This window comes from Rhizobium sp. CF080 (assembly GCF_000282095.2).
Taxonomy (GTDB): Bacteria; Pseudomonadota; Alphaproteobacteria; order Rhizobiales; family Rhizobiaceae; genus Neorhizobium.
Window position 1 is genome coordinate 50,429 of sequence record NZ_AKKC02000009.1, and the last position, 21,341, is coordinate 71,769.

At 62.7% G+C, this 21,341-nt stretch carries 23 protein-coding genes; 14 read left to right on the forward strand and 9 right to left on the reverse strand.

Going from position 1 to position 21,341, the window contains the following annotated elements; translation table 11 throughout:
• Window positions 1–129 precede the first annotated feature (129 nt).
• From PMI07_RS20500 to PMI07_RS20530, 8 genes are all read left to right on the forward strand, one after another.
• Complete coding sequence (locus PMI07_RS20500) at window positions 130–888, forward strand: hypothetical protein (protein WP_007756736.1); 759 nt, start codon at window positions 130–132, stop codon at window positions 886–888.
• A gap of 101 nt (window positions 889–989) precedes the next feature.
• The gene (locus tag PMI07_RS20505) at window positions 990–1,304 is read left to right on the forward strand and encodes an aa3-type cytochrome c oxidase subunit IV (protein ID WP_007756745.1); all 315 of its coding nucleotides are present in this window, start codon (window positions 990–992) and stop codon (window positions 1,302–1,304) included.
• Window positions 1,305–1,390: 86 nt separating this feature from the next.
• Complete coding sequence (locus tag PMI07_RS20510) at window positions 1,391–2,671, forward strand: Re/Si-specific NAD(P)(+) transhydrogenase subunit alpha (RefSeq protein ID WP_024163979.1); 1,281 nt, start codon at window positions 1,391–1,393, stop codon at window positions 2,669–2,671.
• Window positions 2,671–3,069, forward strand: coding sequence for a proton-translocating transhydrogenase family protein (locus tag PMI07_RS20515; RefSeq protein ID WP_007768069.1), 399 nt, complete (start codon window positions 2,671–2,673; stop codon window positions 3,067–3,069). The genes PMI07_RS20510 and PMI07_RS20515 overlap by 1 nt, the downstream gene beginning before the upstream one ends.
• 13 nt (window positions 3,070–3,082) lie before the next feature.
• A complete protein-coding gene (locus PMI07_RS20520) occupies window positions 3,083–4,483 on the forward strand; it encodes an NAD(P)(+) transhydrogenase (Re/Si-specific) subunit beta (RefSeq protein WP_024163980.1) in 1,401 nt (466 codons plus the stop codon).
• Between the two features lie 98 nt (window positions 4,484–4,581).
• A complete protein-coding gene (locus PMI07_RS35390) occupies window positions 4,582–4,752 on the forward strand; it encodes a hypothetical protein (RefSeq protein WP_007765402.1) in 171 nt (56 codons plus the stop codon).
• Window positions 4,753–4,762: 10 nt separating this feature from the next.
• Window positions 4,763–5,728, forward strand: a complete 966-nt coding sequence (locus PMI07_RS20525; protein WP_037087726.1) for an acetylxylan esterase — start codon at window positions 4,763–4,765, stop codon at window positions 5,726–5,728.
• Entirely contained in the window at window positions 5,725–6,453 is a 729-nt protein-coding gene (locus PMI07_RS20530) for an alpha/beta hydrolase-fold protein (RefSeq protein ID WP_007752466.1), read from the forward strand. The genes PMI07_RS20525 and PMI07_RS20530 overlap by 4 nt, the downstream gene beginning before the upstream one ends.
• A 32-nt stretch (window positions 6,454–6,485) precedes the next feature.
• On the opposite strand, the gene PMI07_RS20535 is transcribed toward PMI07_RS20530, so the two are convergent.
• The 3 genes from PMI07_RS20535 to rpsU all read right to left on the reverse strand — a co-directional run bounded on the left by PMI07_RS20535 (window position 6,486) and on the right by rpsU (window position 9,269).
• Window positions 6,486–7,778, reverse strand: a complete 1,293-nt coding sequence (locus PMI07_RS20535; RefSeq protein WP_007752469.1) for a pilus assembly protein TadG-related protein — start codon at window positions 7,776–7,778, stop codon at window positions 6,486–6,488.
• A 169-nt stretch (window positions 7,779–7,947) separates the two neighbouring features.
• The gene (locus PMI07_RS20540; protein ID WP_155956609.1) at window positions 7,948–8,787 is read right to left on the reverse strand and encodes a tetratricopeptide repeat protein; all 840 of its coding nucleotides are present in this window, start codon (window positions 8,785–8,787) and stop codon (window positions 7,948–7,950) included.
• Between the two features lie 236 nt (window positions 8,788–9,023).
• Window positions 9,024–9,269 carry a 30S ribosomal protein S21 gene (gene rpsU, locus PMI07_RS20545; protein WP_007752473.1) on the reverse strand — a complete coding sequence of 82 codons (246 nt, stop codon included), beginning with the start codon at window positions 9,267–9,269 and terminating at the stop codon, window positions 9,024–9,026.
• A gap of 250 nt (window positions 9,270–9,519) precedes the next feature.
• On the opposite strand from rpsU, the gene PMI07_RS20550 reads away from it, so the two are divergent.
• The 6 genes from PMI07_RS20550 to PMI07_RS20575 all read left to right on the forward strand — a co-directional run bounded on the left by PMI07_RS20550 (window position 9,520) and on the right by PMI07_RS20575 (window position 15,704).
• Window positions 9,520–9,999 carry a VOC family protein gene (locus tag PMI07_RS20550; protein WP_007752476.1) on the forward strand — a complete coding sequence of 160 codons (480 nt, stop codon included), beginning with the start codon at window positions 9,520–9,522 and terminating at the stop codon, window positions 9,997–9,999.
• Between the two features lie 163 nt (window positions 10,000–10,162).
• Window positions 10,163–11,416: a sarcosine oxidase subunit beta family protein gene (locus PMI07_RS20555; protein ID WP_024163982.1), complete on the forward strand. Its 1,254-nt coding sequence runs from the start codon at window positions 10,163–10,165 to the stop codon at window positions 11,414–11,416.
• A 15-nt stretch (window positions 11,417–11,431) separates the two neighbouring features.
• Entirely contained in the window at window positions 11,432–11,773 is a 342-nt protein-coding gene (locus PMI07_RS20560; protein WP_007766024.1) for a sarcosine oxidase subunit delta, read from the forward strand.
• Entirely contained in the window at window positions 11,770–14,745 is a 2,976-nt protein-coding gene (locus tag PMI07_RS20565) for a sarcosine oxidase subunit alpha (RefSeq protein ID WP_007766025.1), read from the forward strand. The genes PMI07_RS20560 and PMI07_RS20565 overlap by 4 nt, the downstream gene beginning before the upstream one ends.
• A complete protein-coding gene (locus PMI07_RS20570; RefSeq protein ID WP_024163983.1) occupies window positions 14,738–15,310 on the forward strand; it encodes a sarcosine oxidase subunit gamma in 573 nt (190 codons plus the stop codon). The genes PMI07_RS20565 and PMI07_RS20570 overlap by 8 nt, the downstream gene beginning before the upstream one ends.
• 85 nt (window positions 15,311–15,395) lie before the next feature.
• A complete protein-coding gene (locus PMI07_RS20575) occupies window positions 15,396–15,704 on the forward strand; it encodes a hypothetical protein (RefSeq protein WP_007771357.1) in 309 nt (102 codons plus the stop codon).
• 10 nt (window positions 15,705–15,714) lie between these two features.
• Here PMI07_RS20575 and PMI07_RS35995 read toward each other — a convergent pair whose 3' ends face one another.
• From PMI07_RS35995 to PMI07_RS20600, 6 genes are all read right to left on the reverse strand, one after another.
• On the reverse strand, window positions 15,715–15,843 hold the full coding sequence (locus PMI07_RS35995; protein WP_007771355.1) for a hypothetical protein: 129 nt from the start codon (window positions 15,841–15,843) through the stop codon (window positions 15,715–15,717).
• A complete protein-coding gene (locus PMI07_RS20580) occupies window positions 15,840–16,079 on the reverse strand; it encodes a hypothetical protein (protein ID WP_007771353.1) in 240 nt (79 codons plus the stop codon). The genes PMI07_RS35995 and PMI07_RS20580 overlap by 4 nt, the downstream gene beginning before the upstream one ends.
• Window positions 16,076–17,134 (reverse strand): DUF2332 family protein, encoded by a 1,059-nt coding sequence (locus PMI07_RS20585; protein ID WP_007771351.1) that lies wholly within the window; start codon window positions 17,132–17,134, stop codon window positions 16,076–16,078. The genes PMI07_RS20580 and PMI07_RS20585 overlap by 4 nt, the downstream gene beginning before the upstream one ends.
• Before the next feature lie 5 nt (window positions 17,135–17,139).
• Window positions 17,140–17,625, reverse strand: a complete 486-nt coding sequence (locus PMI07_RS20590) for a MaoC family dehydratase (protein ID WP_024163984.1) — start codon at window positions 17,623–17,625, stop codon at window positions 17,140–17,142.
• 135 nt (window positions 17,626–17,760) lie between these two features.
• Window positions 17,761–19,707 carry a glycogen debranching protein GlgX gene (glgX, locus tag PMI07_RS20595; protein WP_007775667.1) on the reverse strand — a complete coding sequence of 649 codons (1,947 nt, stop codon included), beginning with the start codon at window positions 19,705–19,707 and terminating at the stop codon, window positions 17,761–17,763.
• A 4-nt stretch (window positions 19,708–19,711) separates the two neighbouring features.
• Window positions 19,712–21,340: an alpha-D-glucose phosphate-specific phosphoglucomutase gene (locus PMI07_RS20600; RefSeq protein WP_024163985.1), complete on the reverse strand. Its 1,629-nt coding sequence runs from the start codon at window positions 21,338–21,340 to the stop codon at window positions 19,712–19,714.
• Between the last annotated feature and the right edge of the window lies 1 nt (window position 21,341).

The following is a 21,341-nucleotide window of genomic DNA, read 5'->3' on the forward strand; positions in this document are numbered from 1 at the left end:
GTTAGGAGACGCTTATTAACCGTTTATTAACCATAACATTTAGAATTTTATTCAATTCGGGTTCCATTCATTGCGGGCTATGGGTCTTTTAGGGTTAATCCATGGTTAAAGCACATGGAACAAATACCGATGCCCCTAGGCCAGACCTTTCCCGACGGAAACTTTTCGAGCAAACTACTCTCCACTCTCGACCATGTTGAGTACCGACGGATCGAGAGCAACGAAGATTTCGAGGATATCGCTCGGCTGCGATACAAGGCGTACAAGACGCATAACGTGCTGCCGGTGGCGGCAACCAAGCTCATCGACGAGATCGATTTCGACAAGAATGCGCATGTCTTCGGCGTCTATTACGACGAGGAACTGGTCAGCACGATCCGCCTCCATTACGTCACGCCGGAACACCGGGTCTGCCAGTCGATCAGCATCTTTCCGGAGGCCGTGAACGGCCTTCTCGATGCCGGGATGACGCTGATCGATTCGGCGCGTTTCGCCATCGCCCCGGAATATGCCAGCGAACTTTCGGCCATGCCCTACCTGACGGTGCGCCTGACCCCGGTCGCGGCGATCTATTTCGATGCGGACCGGGTGTTGCAGCCGATCCGCCCGGCGCATGCGGCATTTTACCGCCGCTTCTTCTACGCCCAGCCGCTCGTGCCGCCGCGGCGGATCCCGCTATACGATTTCGATCTGATGCTGCTCGCCTCGCAGACGCGCGAATTGCGTTCCAAGATGATGAAGCGCTTCCCGGCGTTCCAGTCCGAAGCCTATGAGCGCCGCCTGCTGTTTGCGCGCTCTTCGAATTTCGACACCGCGCCGCTCACCATCCTGCCGACGGCCCGCATCGCCGGCCGCCCGAATTCCCCCGAAATGTCCTATGTCACCTGAAGCCAGACGCTTTGGCGTACCGGAAGCCATTGTGGCGGCATTGCGCTTTCCCATTGCTTTGGTGTAAGGCCTGAACAGACGTCCATCCTGCCGGTCGAGGCATGATTCCGGATGTCGACAAGGGTTTTCCCGCACGCGCCGACGCTTCGATCAAGCGGGCCCGCGTGCGGTTGATGAAGGAGACGGGACTGATGGACAATCACCATAGCGGGCCGGCGGAAACGGGCGCTCCCATGGATTATGCGGAACACGACAGGACCTACAATGCCTTCATCGCCGGTGCGAAATGGGGCACGATGGTCATCGTCATCCTGATGATCGCCATGGCTGCCGGTTTCTTCGGCGGCGCAGGCTTCATCGGCAGCCTTCTCGTTTTCATCATTCTCAATATCGCCGGCGTTTTCCTGCTGCGTTGATCCGGTTCGGCCAGCCCGGCCACCGGCTTTGAGGCAGGGCGAAATATTTCGCCCGCCTTGCGATATCGACTGGGAGGAGACAGTCTTTGCCGAAGATCGTATTTGTATGCCGCGAAGGTTCCGACGAACCGCGCGTGTCCGCTTCGCCCGAGAGCGTCAAGCGGCTTTCCGGACTTGGCCTTTCCGTTCTGGTTGAGAGCGGAGCAGGCCTTTCCTCCGGTGTTCCCGATGCGGATTTCGAAGCCACGGGCGCCCGCATTGCCGGTCCCGGCGAGGTCGGTTCGGCGGATATCATCCTGAAGGTCAATCGGCCGACTGCGGCGGAGATGGCATCCTACAAGCCCGGCGCCGTGGTGTTTGCGGTTATGGACCCGTATGGCAACGAGGCGGCGCTTGCGGACATGGCGAAAGCTGGGCTCACCACCTTTGCGATGGAGCTGATGCCGCGCATCACCCGCGCCCAGTCGATGGACGTGCTGTCGTCCCAGGCAAACCTTGCCGGATATCGCGCCGTCATCGACGCATCCCATGAATATGGCCGCGCCATGCCGATGATGATGACCGCCGCCGGCACCGTGCCCGCCGCAAAAGTATTCGTCATGGGTGCCGGCGTTGCCGGTCTGCAGGCGATCGCCACGGCCCGGCGTCTCGGCGCCGTCGTGTCGGCCACCGACGTTCGCCCCGCCGCCAAGGAACAGGTCGCCTCGCTCGGCGCCAAGTTCATCGCGGTCGAGGACGAGGAATTCAAGGCGGCCGAAACCGCTGCTGGTTACGCCAAGCCGATGTCCGAAGCCTATCAGGCGAAACAGGCGGCACTGGTCGCCGAGCACATCGCCAAGCAGGACATCGTCATCACCACGGCCCTCATCCCCGGCCGTCCGGCCCCGAAGCTGGTATCGCGCGCCATGCTGGCCTCGATGAAGCCGGGTTCGGTGGCGGTCGACCTCGCCGTCGAACGCGGCGGCAATATCGAAGGCTCGGAAAAGGGCAAGGTCGCCGATGTCGAGGGTGTCACCGTGATCGGTTACGCCAATGTCGCAGGCCGCATCGCCGCGTCCGCCTCGGCGCTTTATGCCCGCAATCTGTTCGCCTTCATCGAGACCATGGTCGACAAGGGCACCAAGGAATTTGCCATCAATGTCGAGGACGAGCTGGTCAAGGCGACCATGCTGACCAACGGCGGCCAGGTCGTGCATCCGAATTTTGCCGCTGCTGCGGCTGCGCATGCCGGCGAGGCACCGGTTGTCGTGACGGCTGGCCCGACGGCGACCCCGGCGGGGGAGCCGACCGCCGCAAAACCGACCCGCGCCCGCAAAAAACCTGACGCCGAGACGACCGGGGATGCCGCAGCCGAGGAGACGCTTTGATGGCCAGTGAAGCAATGGAAAAGGCGCTGGAGCAGCTCGACCAGGCCGTGAATGCCGTGGTGAGCGCAGCCGCCCAAGCGCCGGAAGCCGCGAGCGCCGCAACCGGCGGAGCGATCGATCCTTTCGTGTTCCGGCTGGCGATCTTCGTGCTGTCGATCTTCGTCGGCTATTACGTCGTCTGGTCGGTGACGCCGGCGCTGCATACGCCGCTGATGGCGGTCACCAACGCGATCTCTTCGGTCATCGTCGTCGGCGCGCTTCTTGCGGTCGGCGTATCGGCTAGCGGGTTTGCGACCGGCTTCGGTTTCGTCGCTCTGGTGCTCGTCTCTGTGAACATTTTTGGCGGCTTCCTGGTAACCAGCCGGATGCTCGCCATGTACAAGAAAAAAGATCGCTGAGGGTTCGGATACCATGTCGCAGAGCCTCGCAGCTTTCCTCTATCTCGTGTCCGGCGTGCTGTTCATCACGGCGCTCCGGGGTCTTTCCCACCCGACGACCAGCCGCAAGGGCAATTTCTACGGCATGGTCGGCATGGCAATCGCCATCGTCACCACCCTGCTGCTTGCCACGCCCACCTTCGGCGGCTTCATCCTGATCGTTCTGGCGCTCAGCATCGGCGGCGGGGCAGGGGCCTATATCGCCCGGACCATCCCCATGACGGCGATGCCGCAGCTCGTCGCCGGCTTCCACTCGCTGGTCGGCTTTGCCGCCGTGATGGTGGCGGCGGCGGCGCTTTATGCGCCGGATTCCTTCGGCATCGGCGCGATCGGCCATATCCACGGCCAGGCGCTGATCGAACTGGCGCTTGGTGCTGCGATCGGCGCGATCACCTTTACCGGCTCGGTCATCGCCTTCCTGAAGCTCGACGGGCGGATGTCCGGCAAGCCGATCATGCTGCCCTACCGGCACTTCATCAATATCGGCCTGCTGGTCCTCGTCGTCGTCTTCATCTTCGGCCTGGTGCAGACCGAAAGCCATTTCGACTTCTGGCTGGTCGTGGTGCTGGCGCTGGCGCTCGGCGTGCTCTTGATCGTGCCGATCGGCGGCGCCGACATGCCGGTCGTCGTGTCGATGCTGAACTCCTATTCGGGCTGGGCCGCCGCCGGCATCGGGTTTACGCTCGGCAATCTCGCACTGATCATCACCGGCGCGCTGGTCGGCTCCTCCGGTGCGATTCTCTCCTACATCATGTGCAAGGGCATGAACCGCTCCTTCATCTCGGTCATCCTGGGCGGCTTCGGCGGCGAGACGGCGTCTGCCGCCGGCGATGACGGCGTACAGCGGACGGTGAAGCAGGGTTCGGCCGACGACGCGGCCTTCCTGATGCAGAACGCCGAGAAGGTGATCATCGTGCCGGGTTACGGCATGGCGGTTGCCCAGGCGCAGCATGCTCTGAGAGAGCTCGCCGATACGCTGAAGAGCCACGGCGTCGAGGTGAAATACGCGATTCATCCGGTCGCCGGCCGCATGCCGGGCCACATGAACGTGCTGCTCGCCGAAGCCAACGTCCCCTATGACGAAGTCTTCGAGTTGGAAGACATCAACGCGGAATTCGCCCAGGCCGACGTCGCCTATGTGATCGGCGCCAATGACGTGACCAACCCGGCGGCGCGCGACGACAAGACCTCGCCGATCTACGGCATGCCGATCCTCGACGTCGACAAGGCCAAGACCTGCCTGTTCGTCAAGCGCTCGCTGGGCTCGGGTTACGCCGGCATCGACAACACGCTGTTCTACAAGGACGGCACGATGATGCTGCTCGGCGACGCCAAGAAGATGACCGAGGACATCGTCAAGGCGATGAAGCACTGAGTGATTAGCGGATAGTGAGCAGTGAATTGAAGCCCGGCAGTGCCGGGCTTTTTTGTGAAGACGCTTCGTGCGAGATTGGAAGGGAGCAGGAGGCCAGAATGGCGAAGATTGCCGATCAGACACACGCTGCCGAAGAGCTTTCGCTGCGGGAATCGCAGCAGCCTCTCTCCCAGGTTTCCCGTGAAGAGGTTTTGAGGCGATTGGAAAAATTCCGTGGCCGGCTTCCTGACGATTTTATCTTCGACCGGGATGATGCGAATTGCCGGTAATTTTTCGAGCATGACTATCCCCACCAGTCACCCTTTCGATTTCGATCCCACCTATGGCATGGGGCTGAAGCAGCTTCAGGCCGTGGCGCCGCCGCAGGCGCCGGACGGATTCGATGGGTTCTGGAAGGACCGCTACCGGCGGGCGATGACCGTCGATCCTGAGCCGGGCCTGCGCAAGAACGGGATCGACCATCCGAAATGGCATGTCTTCGACATCGCCTACATGTCGAGCGGCCGGTTTCCGATCGGCGGGTGGCTTCTCTTACCAAAAAAAGGTGAAATCCGGCGGGGCCTCGTCGTCGGCCATGGTTATGGCGGGCGCGATGCGCCGAATCTCGATATTCCGGTCGAGGAGACCGCTATCCTCTTTCCCTGCTTTCGCGGCATGTCGCGCAGCACCCGCCCGCCCATCTCGCCGGACTCCTATTGGCACGTGCTGCACGACATCGACAAGCCGGACCGCTATATCATTGGCGGTTGCGTCGAGGACCTGTGGGTCGGGGTGAGCATGCTGATCGCCCTCTATCCCTGGCTGTCCGGTCATATCGGCTATAGCGGCATCAGCTTCGGCGGCGGCATCGGCGGGCTTGCCATTCCCCATGACAACCGCATCGACCGGGGCCACCTGTCGCTGCCGACCTTCGGGCATCAGGAACTGCGGCTGAAGCTGAAAAGCATCGGCAGCGCGGCTTCCGTGCAGGCCTATCAGGCGAAATACGGCAATGCGCTGAAGACGCTGCGCCTGCATGATTCGGCGGTGGCGGCGAGCCGTATCACCGTGCCGATGCTGATGAGCGTGGCGCTGTTCGATCCGGCGGTGGCGCCGCCCTGCCAGTTCGCGGTCGCCAACGCCATTCCGAAATCAAAATTTAACGAAAATTTCATCCTGGATGCCGGGCATTTCGATTATCCTGACAGTGCGTCGCAAGAGGCGGCCCTTCGCGAGAGGGTCGGACAGTTCTTCAAGGTGTCATGAACCGCGAATATCTGCGCTGGTACAGCCAGCGGCTCCATCGAGACATGGAACTCCTGGTGTTCGGCCATGCCGGCGCCAAGGTGTTGATGTTCCCGACCCGCGAGGGGCGTTTCTGGGAATATGAAGAGCTCGGCATCGTTGGAAGCCTGGCCGACAAGATCCGGGCCGGCCAGTTGCAGCTCTACTGCGTCGACGGCCTGGCGACCGAGACCTTCTACGACAGCCGGCAGCATCCCTCGGTGCGCATCCGCAGGCACGCGGCCTTCGAGGATTATATCCTCAACGAGGTTCTGCCGCTGATGGCCACCCGGAACGGACATGACTGCACGATCGTGCAGGGCTGCAGCCTCGGCGCCTTCCAGGCCGCCAGCATCGCATTCCGCCATCCGCACCTTTTCCGCAAGCTCGTCGCGTTTTCGGGGCGTTACGACCTGACCCTGAAGGTCGAGGCGTTCGGCGACCTGCTGGATGGTTATTACGACGAGACCGTCTACTTCCACACCCCGTCGCATTTCCTGCCCGGCATCAGCAGCGGGTGGCAGCTCGACAGGCTGCGGCAGGTGGAGATCGTGCTGACGATCGGCGATGCCGACCCGTTCTTCGACAACAACCAGCATCTCAGCCGAGTTCTGTCGGAGAAAGGGGTGGGGCATCTGATGCATGTCTGGGACGGGCGCGCCCATCGGGCCGCCGTCTGGCGCAAGATGGCGGCGCTTTATATCTGAGCGCACGGCAGCCCCGCTTGCGAGGGCAAGCATTAGCTTGCGAGGCGCGGCGTCGAGACGATCTTCAGGAAGAGGGTATTCATTGCATCGCTGATGCCCTGCGACGGGCTGACCTCGAAGAAATAGCCGGGAGACGAACACTCCTGCATCCGGGTGCTGATTTCGCTCTGGAACGGCTTGATCCAGGAATTGTACCAGCTGTTGGTCGGCAGCGGCAGATAGGTCGTGTAGAGGACGGCGATCCTGTATCCCTTGTTCTTGAGTTTTTGGCATGCCTTTGTGTCGATCGGCTCCTGGCATCGGCTGCTAGTGAGCTTCTTGGTACAACCCGCCGGCTTCTTGCTGTCGCCCAGGCCGTCCGACACGAAGAACAGGATTTTTTCCGGGCTGGAGGACGTCAGTCCGGTCCCAGGCGTACCCATCTTGTCGCCGATATTCTTCATGGCGAGATCGAAATCCGTCTGCTGGTCGTTGTTATAGCCCTGGTAGGGGATCGACATCAGGTCGATCAGCGAAGACTTGCTCTTGGCGTCGGCAAGATTGTCGGTCAGCGGGCTGATCTCGAGCAGCTTGGTATCCTCGGCCTTCTGACCGAAGGTATAGACCGCCATCCGATACTGGTTGCTGCTCTTGCGTACCGATACGGCGGTGTCCATCAGCGCCGCCGTTGCTCGGGCGACGACATCGATGCGGATCGTCACGCCGAGGCGCTTGGCGAGATTGTAGTAGCTGTTCGGATCCTCGACGCCGTTGTTGACGATATGGCAGGCGAAGGCACATTTGTCGGAGGTATTGGCAACCATGGTGTTGATGTCGGCCGTCGTGGCGCCGACCCCCATGGAGGGCGTGTTGTCGAGCAGAAGGTAGAAATCCCGGTAGGTTTCCGTCTGAAAGACCGCCGTTGCCTGGCCGGTGATCGTGAACTCGTTCTTGCCGATGACCTGCAGAAGCGTGGTCGGCACGGTTGCGGTATAGGTAAAGACCGCCGTCAGCTGGTTGTTGACCTTGGTGACGGTCGCGCCATGGTCCGTGAGGACGTAGCCGGTCATTGATGCGAGCTGGGCCGCGAAGATCTTTTCGGCATCCTGGACGGCCGGAGTGATCTGGCCGTCGCTCCCCATCTTCATGGCTTCCGCCGTGCCGATGGACGTTTCCGCGACGGCACCCAAGGCGGCGGCGTCCGCCGCACCCTGCAGCTGGTTCTTGACCATGAGGGCGTCGGCCAGATCGATGGCAAGACCCGCGGTCGCGATCAGCGGCACCAGCAGAAAGGCGCTCATCACGCCGAAGTTTCCGGACCTGTCTTTCAAGAGTTTAATCAGCATTCCTGCGTCCCGTTTTTATCGGGTGACAGTAATGCTAAATAGTAACGCCTTTATTAGTTGCATCTGTTATTAACTTTTGGCGGCATGGCCGCACCGTCGCAAGCATCGCGCTTGCGTCGGATGAAATTCCGTCGGTCTCGGGTCTTGCCGCAGCAGCGCTGCGCGGGTCTCAGGTATTGGCGCGGGTGCGGGCAGCGCCGTCCTGGGCGGGCTTGTAGTTCGGGTCGAGGCGCATGGCGTGCGAATAGGACTTGTAGGCACGCGCCTTGTCGCCGCGGCGCTCATAGACCAGCGCCTGGTTTGCCCAGGATTCGGCGAGCTTGTCGTTGAGCTCGATGGCCCGGTTGAAGTCGGCAAACGCGTTGTCGTCGTCGTTCAGGGCGACGTAGGAGATGCCGCGGCCGTTATAGGGTTCCGGCGAATTCGCAGACAGCGAGATGGCTTTCGAGAAATCCTCGATCGCCTGGGCGTGCTGGCCGCGCAGCTGATAGATCAGGCCGCGATTGTGCCAGGCGCGGCCATCGGTGGTTTCGAGCTGGATCGCCTTGTTGAAGTCGTTGAAGGCTTCGTTGGTGCGGCCGGCCTGGCGATAGATATTGCCGCGGCCGATATAGGCGACGTCGTAGTTCGGGTTTATCTGGAGCGAGCGGTTGTAGTCGTTCGCCGCTTCGACAGGCTTGCCCATGTTGCGGTAGACCAGAGCCCGGTTGGCATAGGCCTGATAGAATTGCGGATTGAGCTGGATGGCGCGGTTGAAGTCCTCAAGCGCGCGCGAAAACTCGCCGGCACGTCCATAGGCCGTGCCACGGACATTGTAGCCTTCCGGATCCTGCGGGCTGGAGCTGATGACGGAAGAAAGCGAAGCGATGTTCTCTTGCGACCCCTGGGCGCGATCGACGGTGATCATGTCGGTCGAGGTTGTGGTCGAGCAGCCGGCGAGCGCCAGGAGGGCAATCAGCGCGGCGGGCAGGGCAGATTTGCTGCGACTATGAGAGATACGGGGCGACATACGGGTCGAGAGGCCGGAAATTTCGGTTCCACGATTGAGAACGGCATATTTGGCGGCCATCAGGCGCTTTTCCTCATGTCGGGCAAGGAGCGGTTTATTGTCCTGCATGCCGCTATCCCAAAACCGGTTTCAGCTTCGGGCGATATGCAGGTGGTTCTCAGACCAAATCAAAAGAGCGGCGGCGCCCATGTCGCCACCGCCCTGAAAGCACATGAAAACGTCCAAAAAGCGGCCGATCAACGAGCCGGGCGTGCCGGAGCCGTACGAGCCGGAGCCGCAATCAGGCCTTCGCGCTGCATGCGCTTGCGGGCCAGCTTGCGGACGCGACGAACAGCCTCTGCCTTTTCGCGGGCGCGCTTTTCAGACGGCTTCTCATAATAATCACGCATCTTCATTTCACGGAAAATGCCTTCGCGCTGCATCTTCTTCTTGAGAGCGCGGAGCGCCTGATCAACGTTGTTGTCGCGGACTAGTACCTGCACGTGAACCCGTTCCTTTAATGTGTTGCCCGCCTGGATCGGTACGATTCGAGGCGAAAGAATAACGTCCGCTCGGCCTGGAGCTGAGCGATTGATGACGGCAGATAGCAGAAGAGATGTGCGAAGTCCAGACGGTTTAAGGTCGATTGCGCCAATTCGGCGGCCTTTTGCGGGGCTGCCGCAAAATGTGAAGAGCCTGTCGCAGTTTACAGTTAGAGTGCCGGCCGATCCAGGCGAATTAGGAGACCCGGCCATGAAACACCCTTTATCTCAGGCGGAACGCAACAGCGCGGCCGGAAGCGGCTCGATGCCCGAGGGCGGTTTCAACCGGCTGGTTCCGGAACTGGACGTGACCGATATCGGCGCGAGCCTCCGATTCTGGTGCGACTATCTCGGGTTCCGCGTCGCATACGACCGGCCGGCGGCCGGGTTTGCCTATTGCGAGCGCGACGGCGCGCAGGTGATGCTGTGCCAGATCAACGGCGAATGGGTGACCGGCCCGCTGGAGCGCCCGTTCGGACGGGGAATCAATTTCCAGATCATGGTCGAGGATATCGAGCCGCCGCTTGCAAGGCTCAGGGAGGCGGAGTGGCTGCTGTTCCGGGACGTCAGGGAAAGCTGGTATCGGGTCGGCGACGAGGAGCGCGGCTCGCGCGAGTTCCTGGTCCTCGATCCCGATGGTTATCTCGTCCGGTTCTCGCAAAGCCTTGGTTCGAGAGTCGCGGCACCGTGACCCGGATGCGCCCGGTCGGCGGCGATATTCGCCGGTGTCGATACGGAAGGCGAATGCGTCGCAATACGGCCATTGCGTCGCATATTGATTTGCGATGGGTATGGCTCTACCCAAATGCCGGCTCCCGCGATCGGGGCTGACGATCCGAGGAGTTTGAGGCGAGATGCGCAGATATTCGGTTTTCGCCGTTGCCCGCGAGGCCATGCGTGCCCACAAGGGCTGGGAGGCGCAGTGGACCTCGCCGGAGCCGCGCAGCGCTTACGACGTGATCATCGTCGGCGCCGGCGGGCATGGTCTCGGGGCTGCCTATTACCTGGCCAAGGAACACGGCATCACCAATGTCGCGGTGATCGAAAAGGGCTGGCTCGGTGGCGGCAATACCGGCCGCAACACGACGATCATCCGCTCCAACTATCTCTATGAAGAGAGCATGGATATCTACGAGCACTCGCTGAAGCTCTGGGAGGGCTTGAGCCAGGACCTCAACTACAATGTCATGTACTCGCCGCGCGGCGTGATGATGCTGTCGCACAACACCCACGACATGCAGAGTTTCAAGCGGCATATCAACGCCAACCGGCTCTACGGTATCGACAACGAATGGCTGACCCCGGAACAGGCCAAGGCCTATGTGCCGGTTCTCGATATTTCCAAGACCGCGCGCTATCCGATCAACGGTGCTGCCCTGCAGCGGCGCGGCGGCACCGCCCGCCACGATGCGGTCGCCTGGGGTTATGCGCGGGCTGCGTCGGATCGCGGCGTCCACATCATCCAGAATTGCGAAGTGACCGGCATCCGCCGCGGGCCGAACGGCGAGGTTCTGGGCGTCGAAACTTCGAAGGGTTTCATCGGCGCGAAGAAGATCGGCGTTTCGGCCGCCGGGCATTCCTCCGTGGTGATGGAGATGGCGGGCGTCCGAGTCCCTCTCCACAGCACCCCTCTGCAGGCGCTGGTGTCCGAGCCGCTGAAGCCGATCTTCCCCTGTGTCGTCATGTCGAACACGGTGCATGCCTATATCTCGCAGTCGGACAAGGGCGAGCTCGTCATCGGCGCCGGCACCGACCAGTATAATTCCTATTCCCAGACCGGCGGGCTGCAGATCATCACCCATACCCTCGACGCCATCTGCGAGCTGTTCCCGATCTTCCGGCGCGTCAAGATGATGCGCCAGTGGGGCGGCATTACCGACAACACTCCCGACCGCTCGCCGATCCAGGGCGTGACGCCGGTGCCGGGCCTGTTCGTCAATTGCGGCTGGGGCACCGGCGGTTTCAAGGCGACGCCTGGTTCGGCCAATCTCTTCGCGCACCTGATCGCCAAGGGCGAGCCGCACCGGCTGGCGGCAGGACTGACGCTCGACCGGTTCCGGACGGGACGGCTGATCGACGAGGCCGCGGCTGCCGCGGTGGCGCATTAATACAGGGACATCAAGATGCTGCTGATCCATTGCCCCTATTGCGAGGAAGATCGCTCCGAGCTGGAATTCCGCTGGGCCGGTGAGGCGCATATTGCGCGGCCGGAGAATATCTCAGCGATTTCCGACGAGGAATTCGCGGAATTCTTCTTCCTGCGCAACAACGAAAAGGGCCTCACCTATGAGCGCTGGCGGCATATCCATGGCTGCGGCCGGTTCTTCAATGCGGCCCGCGACACGGTGAGCGACAGGTTCCTGATGACCTACAAGGCAGGAATGCCGAAGCAGCCGGTGCCGGAAACGGGTGCGTCCGAAAAGACCGTCGAGACCTATGAAGCAACCGAGGGAGATGCCCGATGAGCGCTTCCTCCAATTCCGGCGCCTTCCGCATCAAGGGTGCGGGGCGTCTGACGCCCGCCCGCACGGCGCGCTTCACCTTCGACGGCAAGAGCTTTACCGCGCTGGAAGGCGATACCGTCGCTTCGGCGCTCCTGGCGCATGGCGTGCATCTGCTTGGCCGTTCGTTCAAATACCACCGGCCGCGCGGCATTCTCTCCGCCGGGCCGGAAGAGCCGAATGCGCTGATCGATGTGTCGCGCGATGCGGCGCGGCGCCAGCCGAACGTGCGGGCCACCGTGCAGGAAGTGTTCGACGGGGCGAAGATCGTCTCGCAGAACCGCTGGCCGTCGTTGAAGTTCGATGTCGGGGCGATCAACAATCTCTTCTCGCCCTTCTTTGCGGCCGGCTTCTACTACAAGACCTTCATGTGGCCGCGGGAGGCCTGGGTGAAGGTCTACGAACCCTTCATCCGCCGTGCGGCCGGCCTCGGCGTCGCTCCGACGGAAGAGGATCCGGATCACTATGCCAACCGTTACGCCCATTGCGACGTGCTGATCGCCGGCGCCGGCGTGGCTGGCCTGACGGCGGCGCTTTCGGCGGCCGCGACGGGGGCGAGCGTTTTCCTCGTCGACGAGCAGCCGGAGGTCGGCGGCGCGCTGCACTACGATGCCGCGACCATGATCGACGGGCAAAATGGATATGACTGGGCGCAGGCGAGTGCCGCGAAGCTCAAGGCCATGCCGAACGTGACGGTTCTGACCCGCACGACAGTGTTCGGTTATTACAACCACGGTTTCCTCGGCCTCGTGGAGCGGGTGACCGACCATGTCGCAAAGCCTGACAAGAGCAGCCCGCGCGAGCGGCTGTGGCAGGTGCGGGCGAAAAAGGTGGTGCTGGCGACCGGGTCGATCGAGCGGCACATGGTATTCGCCAACAACGACCGGCCAGGCATCATGCTGGCCTCCGCGGCGCGCACCTTCCTCAACCATCACGGCGTCGCGGTCGGCCGCAACGTCGGCGTCTATACGGCGCATGATTCGGCCTACGAGGCGGCCTTCGACCTGAGGCGGGCGGGTGTTTCCATCGCGGCGATCGTGGACAATCGTGCCGATCCCAGCGAGGCGCTGCTGGCGGAAGCCCGCGCGCTCGGCATTTCCGTGCTGAGCGGCCATTCGGTGACCGATACCGGCGGCCGGCTGCGGATTTCCTCGATGACCGTCGCACGCAATGGCGGCGGCAATGCCCGCAGAATAGCAGTCGATGCGCTGATCATTTCGGCCGGCTGGACGCCCTCCGTGCATCTGTTCTCGCAGTCGCGCGGAAAGCTGCGGTTCGACGACGTCAACCAGCGTTTCCTGCCGGATATCTATGCGCAAGATTGCGTTTCTATCGGCGGCTGCAACGGCACGGACGACTTGGCCGAGTTGATCGACGAGGCGATTGCGGCCGGCGGCGGTTCGGTGGCGCTTTCTGGTGAAAACCGGTTCGAATGGACCGGCGGCATGATCGGTGCGGCGGAAGGGGCCGGGCCGGATACGACCGTAAAAGCCTTCGTCGATTTCCAGCATGACGTGACCGCCAAGGACATCCGCCTTGCAGTGCGCGAGGGCATGCACTCGATCGAGCATATCAAGCGCTTCACCACCAATGGCATGGCGTCGGACCAAGGCAAGCTTTCCAACATGCACGGCCTGGCGATTGCCGCCGAAATGCTCGACCGGCCGATCCCTAAGGTGGGACTGACCACGTTCCGCGCGCCCTATACGCCCGTGACATACGGCACGCTGGTCGGCCATTCGCGCGGAGAACTGTTCGACCCGGCGCGCAAGACGCCGATGCATGTGCTGGAAACGGCTGAAGGTGCAGAGTTCGAGGATGTCGGCAACTGGAAGCGCGCCTGGTATTACCCGAAGCGCGGCGAGGACATGCTGGCCGCCGTCAACCGCGAATGCCGCACCGTGCGCGAAGTGGCGGGCGTGTTCAACGGTTCGACGCTCGGCAAGATCGAGGTGGTCGGCCCTGATGCGGCGCAGTTCCTCAACCTGCTCTATACGAATGCCTGGGACAGCCTGAAGCCCGGCAAGAGCCGCTACGGGATCATGACCCGCGAGGACGGTTTCGTTTATGACGACGGCGTCGTCGGCCGGCTTGCCGAGGACCGGTTCCATGTGACGACCACGACGGGCGGGGCGCCGCGCGTGCTGCATCACATGGAAGATTATCTCCAGACGGAATTTCCGCATCTTCGGGTATGGCTGACTTCGACCACCGAGCAATGGGCCGTCATCGCAGTGCAGGGGCCGAAGGCGCGCGAAATCATTCAGCCCTTCGTCGAAGGGGTCGACCTCTCCAACGAGGCATTCCCGCATATGAGCGTGTCGGAATGCAGCGTGATGGGCGTGCCGGCGCGGCTGTTTCGCGTGTCGTTCACCGGCGAGCTGGGCTTTGAGCTCAACGTGCCGGCCGATTACGGTCCGGCGGTGTGGAAGGCGATCTGGGAACGGGCGGAGTCGATGGGCGCCTGCCTCTACGGCACCGAAACCATGCACGTGCTGCGCGCCGAAAAGGGTTACATTATCGTCGGCCAAGATACGGACGGCACGGTGACACCGGACGATGCGGGGCTCGGCTGGGCGGTGTCTTCCAAGAAGCTGGATTTCGTCGGCATTCGCGGGCTGAAGCGTCCCGACCTGGTGCGCGAAAACCGCAAACAGCTCGTCGGGCTGTTGACCAAGGACCCGGCACTGGTGCTGGAGGAGGGCGGGCAGATCGTCGCCGATCCGAACCAGGCCAAGCCGATGACCATGCTCGGCCATGTCACCTCCGCCTATTGGTCGGAAAATTGCGGCCGGTCGATCGCGCTGGCGCTGGTTGCCGGCGGACGGTCGCGGATCGGCGAGACGCTCTATGTGCCGCTGAAGGACAGGACGATCGAGGTGGAAGTGACCGACATGGTGTTCTTCGACAAGCAGGGAGGCCGCATCCATGGTTGATTCTGGGGCTAATTTCGGTTCCGATATCGCCGCCCGCACGCTCCCGCTTGCCGGCTTTCATGGCGGCTCGTCGGCCGCCCGCCTCGAAACCGCGCCCCCCGCCGAGCGTATTTCGCTGCGCGCCAGGGCCGAGGATGTCGGAGCACTTTCCGGCGCGCTTGGTGTCGCTCTGCCGGTGAAGCCGAAGACGTCGTCTTCCGCCAACGGCCGTACGGCGCTCTGGCTCGGGCCGGATGAATGGCTGGTGATCGCGGAAGGCAATGGCGGGCTGATGCAGGCCGCGAAGAATTCCGGCGTGCTGCATTCGGCGGCCGATGTCTCCCACCGCAATACGGCGATCCTGGTATCGGGGCCGGGCGCTGCTGCGGCGATCAATGCGGGCTGCCCGCAGGACCTGTCCTTGAAAGCCTTTCCGGTCGGCGCCTGCTCGCGGACCGTGTTCGGCAAGGTCGAGATCGTGCTGCTCAGGACCGCGGAGGATGCCTTCCGGGTGGAAGTCTGGCGGTCGTTTTCGGACTATGCGTTCGGGCTGCTCTGCGAGGGTGCGCAGGACGCATCGCTATAAGCGCAGAATGCTGCGCTATAAGACAATAGCCTCACTTGACTTGGCCGGTAGGAACCGCACTCTCTCGTCAGAACGGGAGGATGTCATGGGACAATCTACACTGATGGCGATTGCCGTCGTCGCGGCGGTGATCGGCGGAGCGATTGCGGCGAGACTGATGAAAATCGAGATCTGGAAGGGGGCACTGGTCGGCGCCTGCGCGTCGATCGCGGGTGTGATCGCCTTCTTCGCGCCGGGGATCGACCGGGACCTTTCGATCCCGATGGCCGGTCTGATCGCAGCCGGCATTTCCGGCTCGGCCGTCGGCCTGACCCCAGCGCGCACCGCCAATATCGCCATCGGCGCGGCGCTGCCGCCGCTGATCGGGTTTGTGCTGATGGAAATGGGCGCTTAGAGAGTCGGGATCATTCGCCGGGCTGGCGGGGTTTGTGTTTGCGGTCGAGATCCCACTCGTGCAGGCGATAAGCCGTATAAGCGATGATCCCGATGATCGCCGGCATTCCGAATGAGACGAAAAGCCATTCTGCCGTCATGCCAGTCTCCTGAGTGTCAGCCTCGCCAAGTAATGTAGGAAGACCGCGATCATAAGCCAACCCAGGAAGTATCCTACCACGGCGAAGCCGAACTGGGTACCGACATTGCCAATACCATAGAGCATGGCTGCAACCGGAGTGACGATGCCAACCGTAATACAGGCTGTCGAAGCCCGGTCGAAGGCATTCGCCAGGAGCTTCGTCTGCTCGATCTCGGCCGGGTTCAGGTCGCTCAAGCCTGCCAGCCCTTCCACTTTACCCAGCGGCCGTGGGGATCGATGCGACCGAGTTCGCGTTGTTCGCCGGTCGGCCAGATCTGCAGGCTGAGCGCCGCGCCGGCCGGATCGTCGTCCATTTCCATCTGCAGGCGGGCGAGCGGAGCGTCCTCGGTGGCGCGACTGCCGGCTTCGGCGATGATCGCTTCGCCCTTTTCACGGGCTTCGGGCGGCAGGTATTGCCAGGCGATCGAGTGGTAGACGACATGGACTGTGCCGGGCACGAGCACCTTCAGCCGCTTGTCGCGCAGCCAGGCAAGCGCATCGCCCTTTTCGACGGGAGCCGGGTAGTCCCTGGCGATCTGCAGCGCCGCTCGCGTGCGTTCCATTCGGTCGGTCTGGTCGGCCCAGATATAGGATAGCAGCCGCAGGCTGTCTTGCTGCGAGTTCGGGTCGAGCGGGTTGAGGTCGCAACCGGCGCGGTCGGTGACGGTGATCTCGACATCGGGCGGGGGTGGACCTTGCCAGTCGGGCTTGAGCCGGACAGGCGATGACGGATTACCCCAGAGAAAGCCGCCGAGATCGTGATGGTAGCGGTCCCAGTTGAGGTTGAGGCCCATGCTGGCGCCGAATTCCGACAGGATCAGCGGCTTTTGGAGCAGGTCGGCGATGGTGAGGAAGCCCGCGAGCAGGCCGCTCGATCGGCGCACCTCGTTGGTCTGCGGGGCGAAATTCAGCCGTTCCAGAATGAAGGCTTCTTGGGTTTCGAAGGCTTTGGCGATCGCTGTCCAAAGCACGTCGTCGCTCACGTCGTTCGGCGGATAGGCTGCCTTCAGGCGATCGTCCTTGCCGTCGATGACCAGCGCATGCAGCGCGCCGGCGAGGCGTGTGGGCACCAGGTCACCCCGTGTCGCAGGATCTCCTTCCCAGCTTAAAATTCGCCGGCCCACTTCAGTCGAACGGTCGAGATGTTCCAGCATCAATGTGCCGAGGCGAGCGGTAAAGGGTGACCCCAGAATTCGGCCCCCGACGACCTGTTCCCGGAACGCTTGCCTGATTTCGTCTTCGGATGCCATCGCGCTCACACTCCTTCCGGCCGGTCCTTTGGGTCGAACTGGACGATGGTGGTCCAGATTGCCGTGAGCGCCGGTTTCTTTTCGTTCTCGATCTCGACCGAGACGTCATAGGTGGTCAACAGCATGCCGCCGCCGCGGAAGCGGATTTCGGCAAGGGTGAAATGGCCGCGGATGCGGCTGCCGCTCTTGACCGGCGACATGAAGCGGACGCGGTCGAAACCGTAATTGATGCCCATGGTCTGTTCGCGGATCCTCGGCACGCAGTCGAAGTTCATGGCGGACAGCAGCGACAGCGTCAGGAAACCGTGGGCGATGGTGCCGCCGAAGGGGCTTTCGGCCAGGGCCCGTTCCGGATCGACATGAATGAACTGGTGATCGTGGGTGGCGTTTGCGAAGAGGTCGATCATCGGCTGATCCACCGTGATCCATTCCGATATGCCGACCTCCGTGCCAACCAAATCTCCGACTTCGGTTAGCGAAATTTCACGCATGCGACCTCGCTGATGTCTTCGAGAAGTAAACGCCGTTCCGGGCGGAAAACCGCCTCGTATGCTCCCCGGAATTGCTCCGGGAGTTGGCGGACTTTACAAGGTTTGCATGGGTTGGCGAGCGATTTTTGCACTGCATCATTCTTCGATGCAGAACCGCACGGAGCGGGCGGGAAGGAGCTGATTCCACAGCTCGCGGGAGGCGAAATGTCTCCAGCCCCAGCCGGGAAGCGCAAAGCTCGCCGGCTCGTGGCCGCGGTTGAACAGAATGGCGATGCGGGTGTCCCGGTCGGTCTGCCGGTCGAGGGTTTGCAGCACCATTCCGAGCACCGGATTGCCCGGATTTTCCCAGTCGCCGATCTCCATCGCCTTGCCTGAGGCCGACAGCCATTCGACGTCGCCCTTGCCGGTGAAGAAGGAGGTTTGCGAAAAGACCGCGAAGCGCTTACGGATCGCGGCGAGCATGGCGGTGTGTTCGACCAGCGCCTTGTCGACCTTGCTCCAGTCGAACCAGGTGATCGCATTGTCCTGGGCATAGGCGTTATTGTTGCCGCGTTGGCTGCGGCCTGCCTCATCGCCCATGGTGAGCATGACCGTGCCGCGGCTGGCGAACAGGGTGGAGATGAGGGCGGCGACATCCCGGCGGCGGTTTTCGAGGATGGCTGGATCGTCGGTCTCGCCTTCGACGCCGTTGTTCCAGGAAAAATTCTCGCCGTGTCCGTCGCGGTTCTGCTCGCCGTTCGCCTCGTTGTGTTTGTGCTCGTTGGAAACGAGGTCCATCAGCGTGAAACCGTCATGGGCAGCGAGGAAGTTGACGGTCCGCGTGCGGCCGGATTTCTCGAAGATATCCGACGAGCCGGAGAGCCTCGTTGCGAGCGCGCCCGTCGTCCACTGGTCGCCGCGCCAGTAGCGGCGCATGTCGTCACGGGCGCGGTCGTTCCATTCGAGGAAGGGTTCCGGAAAATTGCCGAGCTGATAACCGCCGGGGCCGATATCCCAGGGTTCGGCGATCAGGATACGATCTTTCAGCGCCTCGTCCGAGATCATCGCCTTCAGTGTCTCGCCCTTGGCGTCGAAACCGTTTTCCGTGCGGCCGATGATCGGTGCCAAGTCGAAGCGGAAACCGTCTATGCCGGCATGCACGACGAAATGGCGGAGCGTGTCGATGATCAGCCGGCGGACGTAAGGGTGGTCGCAGGCGACCGTGTTGCCGGTGCCGGTATCGTTGACGAGGTGGCCCGGCTCGCCGGGTACATGGCGGTAATAAGAGCGGTTGTCGAGGCCGCGCATGGAGAGCGTCGCGCCATACCGGTCGCTCTCGCCGGTATGGTTGAAGACGAGGTCGAGGATGGTGCCGATGCCGGCCTGGTGCAGCGTCGTGACCGTCTCGCGCAGTTCCCTTATGCCGCCGGGGCAGAGGCGCGGATCGAGCGCCATGAAGGCGACCGGATTATAGCCCCAGCCGTTGGTGAGGCCGAGCGACGGCAGATGCCGTTCATCGATCCAGGCGGTGATCGGCATCAACTCGATGGCATCGACGGCGAGCTTCTTCAGGTGCGCGATGATCGAGGGGTGGGCGAGCGCTGCGACCGTGCCGCGCTGTTTTTCCGGGATCGCCGGATGCAGCATGGTGAAGGGCTTGACCGCGACCTCATAGACGAAGCCGCCCGGCGGCAGGATCGGCCGGCCGATCTTGGCGAGCGGATCGCGGGTGACGATCGTCTTCGGCACGAGATCGGCGGTATCGACGCCGAACATCGAGAGCCGGGCGTCGTGGCGGAAGGGGCGGTCGAGCTCGCGGGCATAGGGATCGACGAGCAGTTTCGACGAATCGAACCAGGAGCCATTATCGGGATCGTAGGCACCCCAGGCGCGGTAGCCGTAGCGGGCGCCGGCACCAACCGCCGGCACCGAGATGCGATGAATGTCGTCGCGGCCGCGCACCAGGCGGTGGCGCGCGGTTTCCCGTTTGCCCTCGGCGTCGAAGAGGCATAGTTCGATCCGCTCCGCATGGTGCGACCAGACGGCGAAATCCGCGCCGTCTGCTGTCAAGGTCACGCCGCCCTGGATCGCCGTTTTTGCCATGGGCTCAGGTAATCACGGTCGGCTTGTCGCGGCCTGTCCTCTTGCGGAGGTCGGAGATCTGGTCGGCGACGGCGATGAGGTCGGCAAGCGCCTGCTGGGTGTCGATGTCGTGCTTGGCAGCGTCCGGCTCGTAGCGTTCGACATAGACGCGGATGGTGGCGCCCGAAGTGCCGGTGCCGGAGAGGCGGAAGACGACGCGTGAGCCGCCTTCGAACAGGATGCGGATGCCCTGGTTCTTGGAGACGGAGCCGTCGATCGGATCGTGATAGGCGAAGTCGTCAGCGGTTGCGACCTTGAGCGTGCCGAAAGCCTGGCCGGGGAGGGTCGCCAACTTGTCGCGCAGGGCGGTGATCAGCAGGTTGGCGGCGTCCGAATCGACTTCCTCGTAATCGTGGCGGGAATAGTAGTTGCGGCCGTATTCGGCCCAGTGCGACTTGACGATCTCCGCGACGCTTTCGTTGCGGGCGGCCATGATGTTCAGCCAGAAGAGTACCGCCCAGAGGCCGTCCTTTTCGCGCACGTGGTCGGAGCCGGTGCCAAAGCTTTCCTCGCCGCAGACGGTCGCCTTGCCGGCGTCGAGCAGGTTGCCGAAGAATTTCCAGCCGGTCGGGGTCTCGTACATGCCGATGCCGAGCTTTTCGGCGACGCGGTCGGCAGCGGCGCTGGTGGGCATGGAGCGGGCGATGCCGGCGATGCCGCGGGCGTAACCGGGGGCGACGGTGGCGTTGGCGGCGATGATCGCCAGACTGTCGGAGGGGGTGACGAACATGCCCTTGCCGACGATCATGTTGCGATCGCCGTCGCCGTCGGAGGCGGCGCCGAAATGCGGTCCGTCCTTGCTCATCACGTCGTCATAAAGTTCCTTGGCATGGACGAGGTTGGGGTCCGGGTGGTGGCCGCCGAAATCCGGCAGGGGCACCGCGTTGCGCACAGAACCTTCCGGAGCGCCGAGACGGTTTTCGAGGATCTGCCGCGCATAGGGGCCGGTGACGGCGCCCATCGAATCGATGACGACATTGACGCCGCTGGCGATCAGCGCGCGGATCGACGGGAAGTCGAAGAGCTGTTCCATCAGCTCGGCATAGTCGGCGACCGGATCGATCACCTCGACCGCCATGCCGGCGACGTCGAAGGTCCCGATCGCATCGAGATCGAGATCGGCGACATCGGCTATTCTGTAGCTATCGATGACCTTGGAGCGGGCGAAGATCGCGTCGGTGATCTTTTCCGGCGCCGGGCCGCCATTGCCGATATTGTACTTGATGCCGAAATCCTCGGTCGGGCCGCCGGGATTGTGGCTGGCCGAGAGGATGATGCCGCCGAAGGCCTTGTACTTGCGGATGATGTTGGAGGCGGCGGGGGTGGAGAGGATGCCGCCCTGGCCGACCATGACCTTGCCGAAGCCGCTGGCCGCGGCCATCTTGATCGCCTTCTGGATGACCTCGCGGTTGTAGTAGCGGCCGTCGCCGCCGATCACCAGCGTCTGGCCCTCGAAGCCTTCGAGGCTGTCGAAGATCGACTGGATGAAGTTTTCCGCATAGTTCACTTGCGCGAAGACCGGAACCTTCTTGCGCAGGCCGGATGTGCCCGGCTTCTGATCCTGAAAGGGTGTCGTCGAAACGGTGTTGATCATG

Bases quoted from the DNA above. Each gene is read 5' to 3' on its own strand.
- PMI07_RS20500 (WP_007756736.1), top strand. From the start codon at position 130: ATGCCCCTAGGCCAGACCTTTCCCGACGGAAACTTTTCGAGCAAACTA.
- PMI07_RS20505 (WP_007756745.1), top strand. From the start codon at position 990: ATGATTCCGGATGTCGACAAGGGTTTTCCCGCACGCGCCGACGCTTCG.
- PMI07_RS20515 (WP_007768069.1), top strand. From the start codon at position 2,671: ATGGCCAGTGAAGCAATGGAAAAGGCGCTGGAGCAGCTCGACCAGGCC.
- PMI07_RS20520 (WP_024163980.1), top strand. From the start codon at position 3,083: ATGTCGCAGAGCCTCGCAGCTTTCCTCTATCTCGTGTCCGGCGTGCTG.
- PMI07_RS35390 (WP_007765402.1), top strand. From the start codon at position 4,582: ATGGCGAAGATTGCCGATCAGACACACGCTGCCGAAGAGCTTTCGCTG.
- PMI07_RS20525 (WP_037087726.1), top strand. From the start codon at position 4,763: ATGACTATCCCCACCAGTCACCCTTTCGATTTCGATCCCACCTATGGC.
- PMI07_RS20530 (WP_007752466.1), top strand. From the start codon at position 5,725: ATGAACCGCGAATATCTGCGCTGGTACAGCCAGCGGCTCCATCGAGAC.
- PMI07_RS20535 (WP_007752469.1), bottom strand. From the start codon at position 7,778: ATGCTGATTAAACTCTTGAAAGACAGGTCCGGAAACTTCGGCGTGATG.
- PMI07_RS20540 (WP_155956609.1), bottom strand. From the start codon at position 8,787: ATGTCGCCCCGTATCTCTCATAGTCGCAGCAAATCTGCCCTGCCCGCC.
- PMI07_RS20550 (WP_007752476.1), top strand. From the start codon at position 9,520: ATGAAACACCCTTTATCTCAGGCGGAACGCAACAGCGCGGCCGGAAGC.
- PMI07_RS20555 (WP_024163982.1), top strand. From the start codon at position 10,163: ATGCGCAGATATTCGGTTTTCGCCGTTGCCCGCGAGGCCATGCGTGCC.
- PMI07_RS20560 (WP_007766024.1), top strand. From the start codon at position 11,432: ATGCTGCTGATCCATTGCCCCTATTGCGAGGAAGATCGCTCCGAGCTG.
- PMI07_RS20565 (WP_007766025.1), top strand. From the start codon at position 11,770: ATGAGCGCTTCCTCCAATTCCGGCGCCTTCCGCATCAAGGGTGCGGGG.
- PMI07_RS20570 (WP_024163983.1), top strand. From the start codon at position 14,738: ATGGTTGATTCTGGGGCTAATTTCGGTTCCGATATCGCCGCCCGCACG.
- PMI07_RS20575 (WP_007771357.1), top strand. From the start codon at position 15,396: ATGGGACAATCTACACTGATGGCGATTGCCGTCGTCGCGGCGGTGATC.
- PMI07_RS35995 (WP_007771355.1), bottom strand. From the start codon at position 15,843: ATGACGGCAGAATGGCTTTTCGTCTCATTCGGAATGCCGGCGATCATC.
- PMI07_RS20585 (WP_007771351.1), bottom strand. From the start codon at position 17,134: ATGGCATCCGAAGACGAAATCAGGCAAGCGTTCCGGGAACAGGTCGTC.
- PMI07_RS20590 (WP_024163984.1), bottom strand. From the start codon at position 17,625: ATGCGTGAAATTTCGCTAACCGAAGTCGGAGATTTGGTTGGCACGGAG.
- glgX (WP_007775667.1), bottom strand. From the start codon at position 19,707: ATGGCAAAAACGGCGATCCAGGGCGGCGTGACCTTGACAGCAGACGGC.
- PMI07_RS20600 (WP_024163985.1), bottom strand. From the start codon at position 21,340: ATGATCAACACCGTTTCGACGACACCCTTTCAGGATCAGAAGCCGGGC.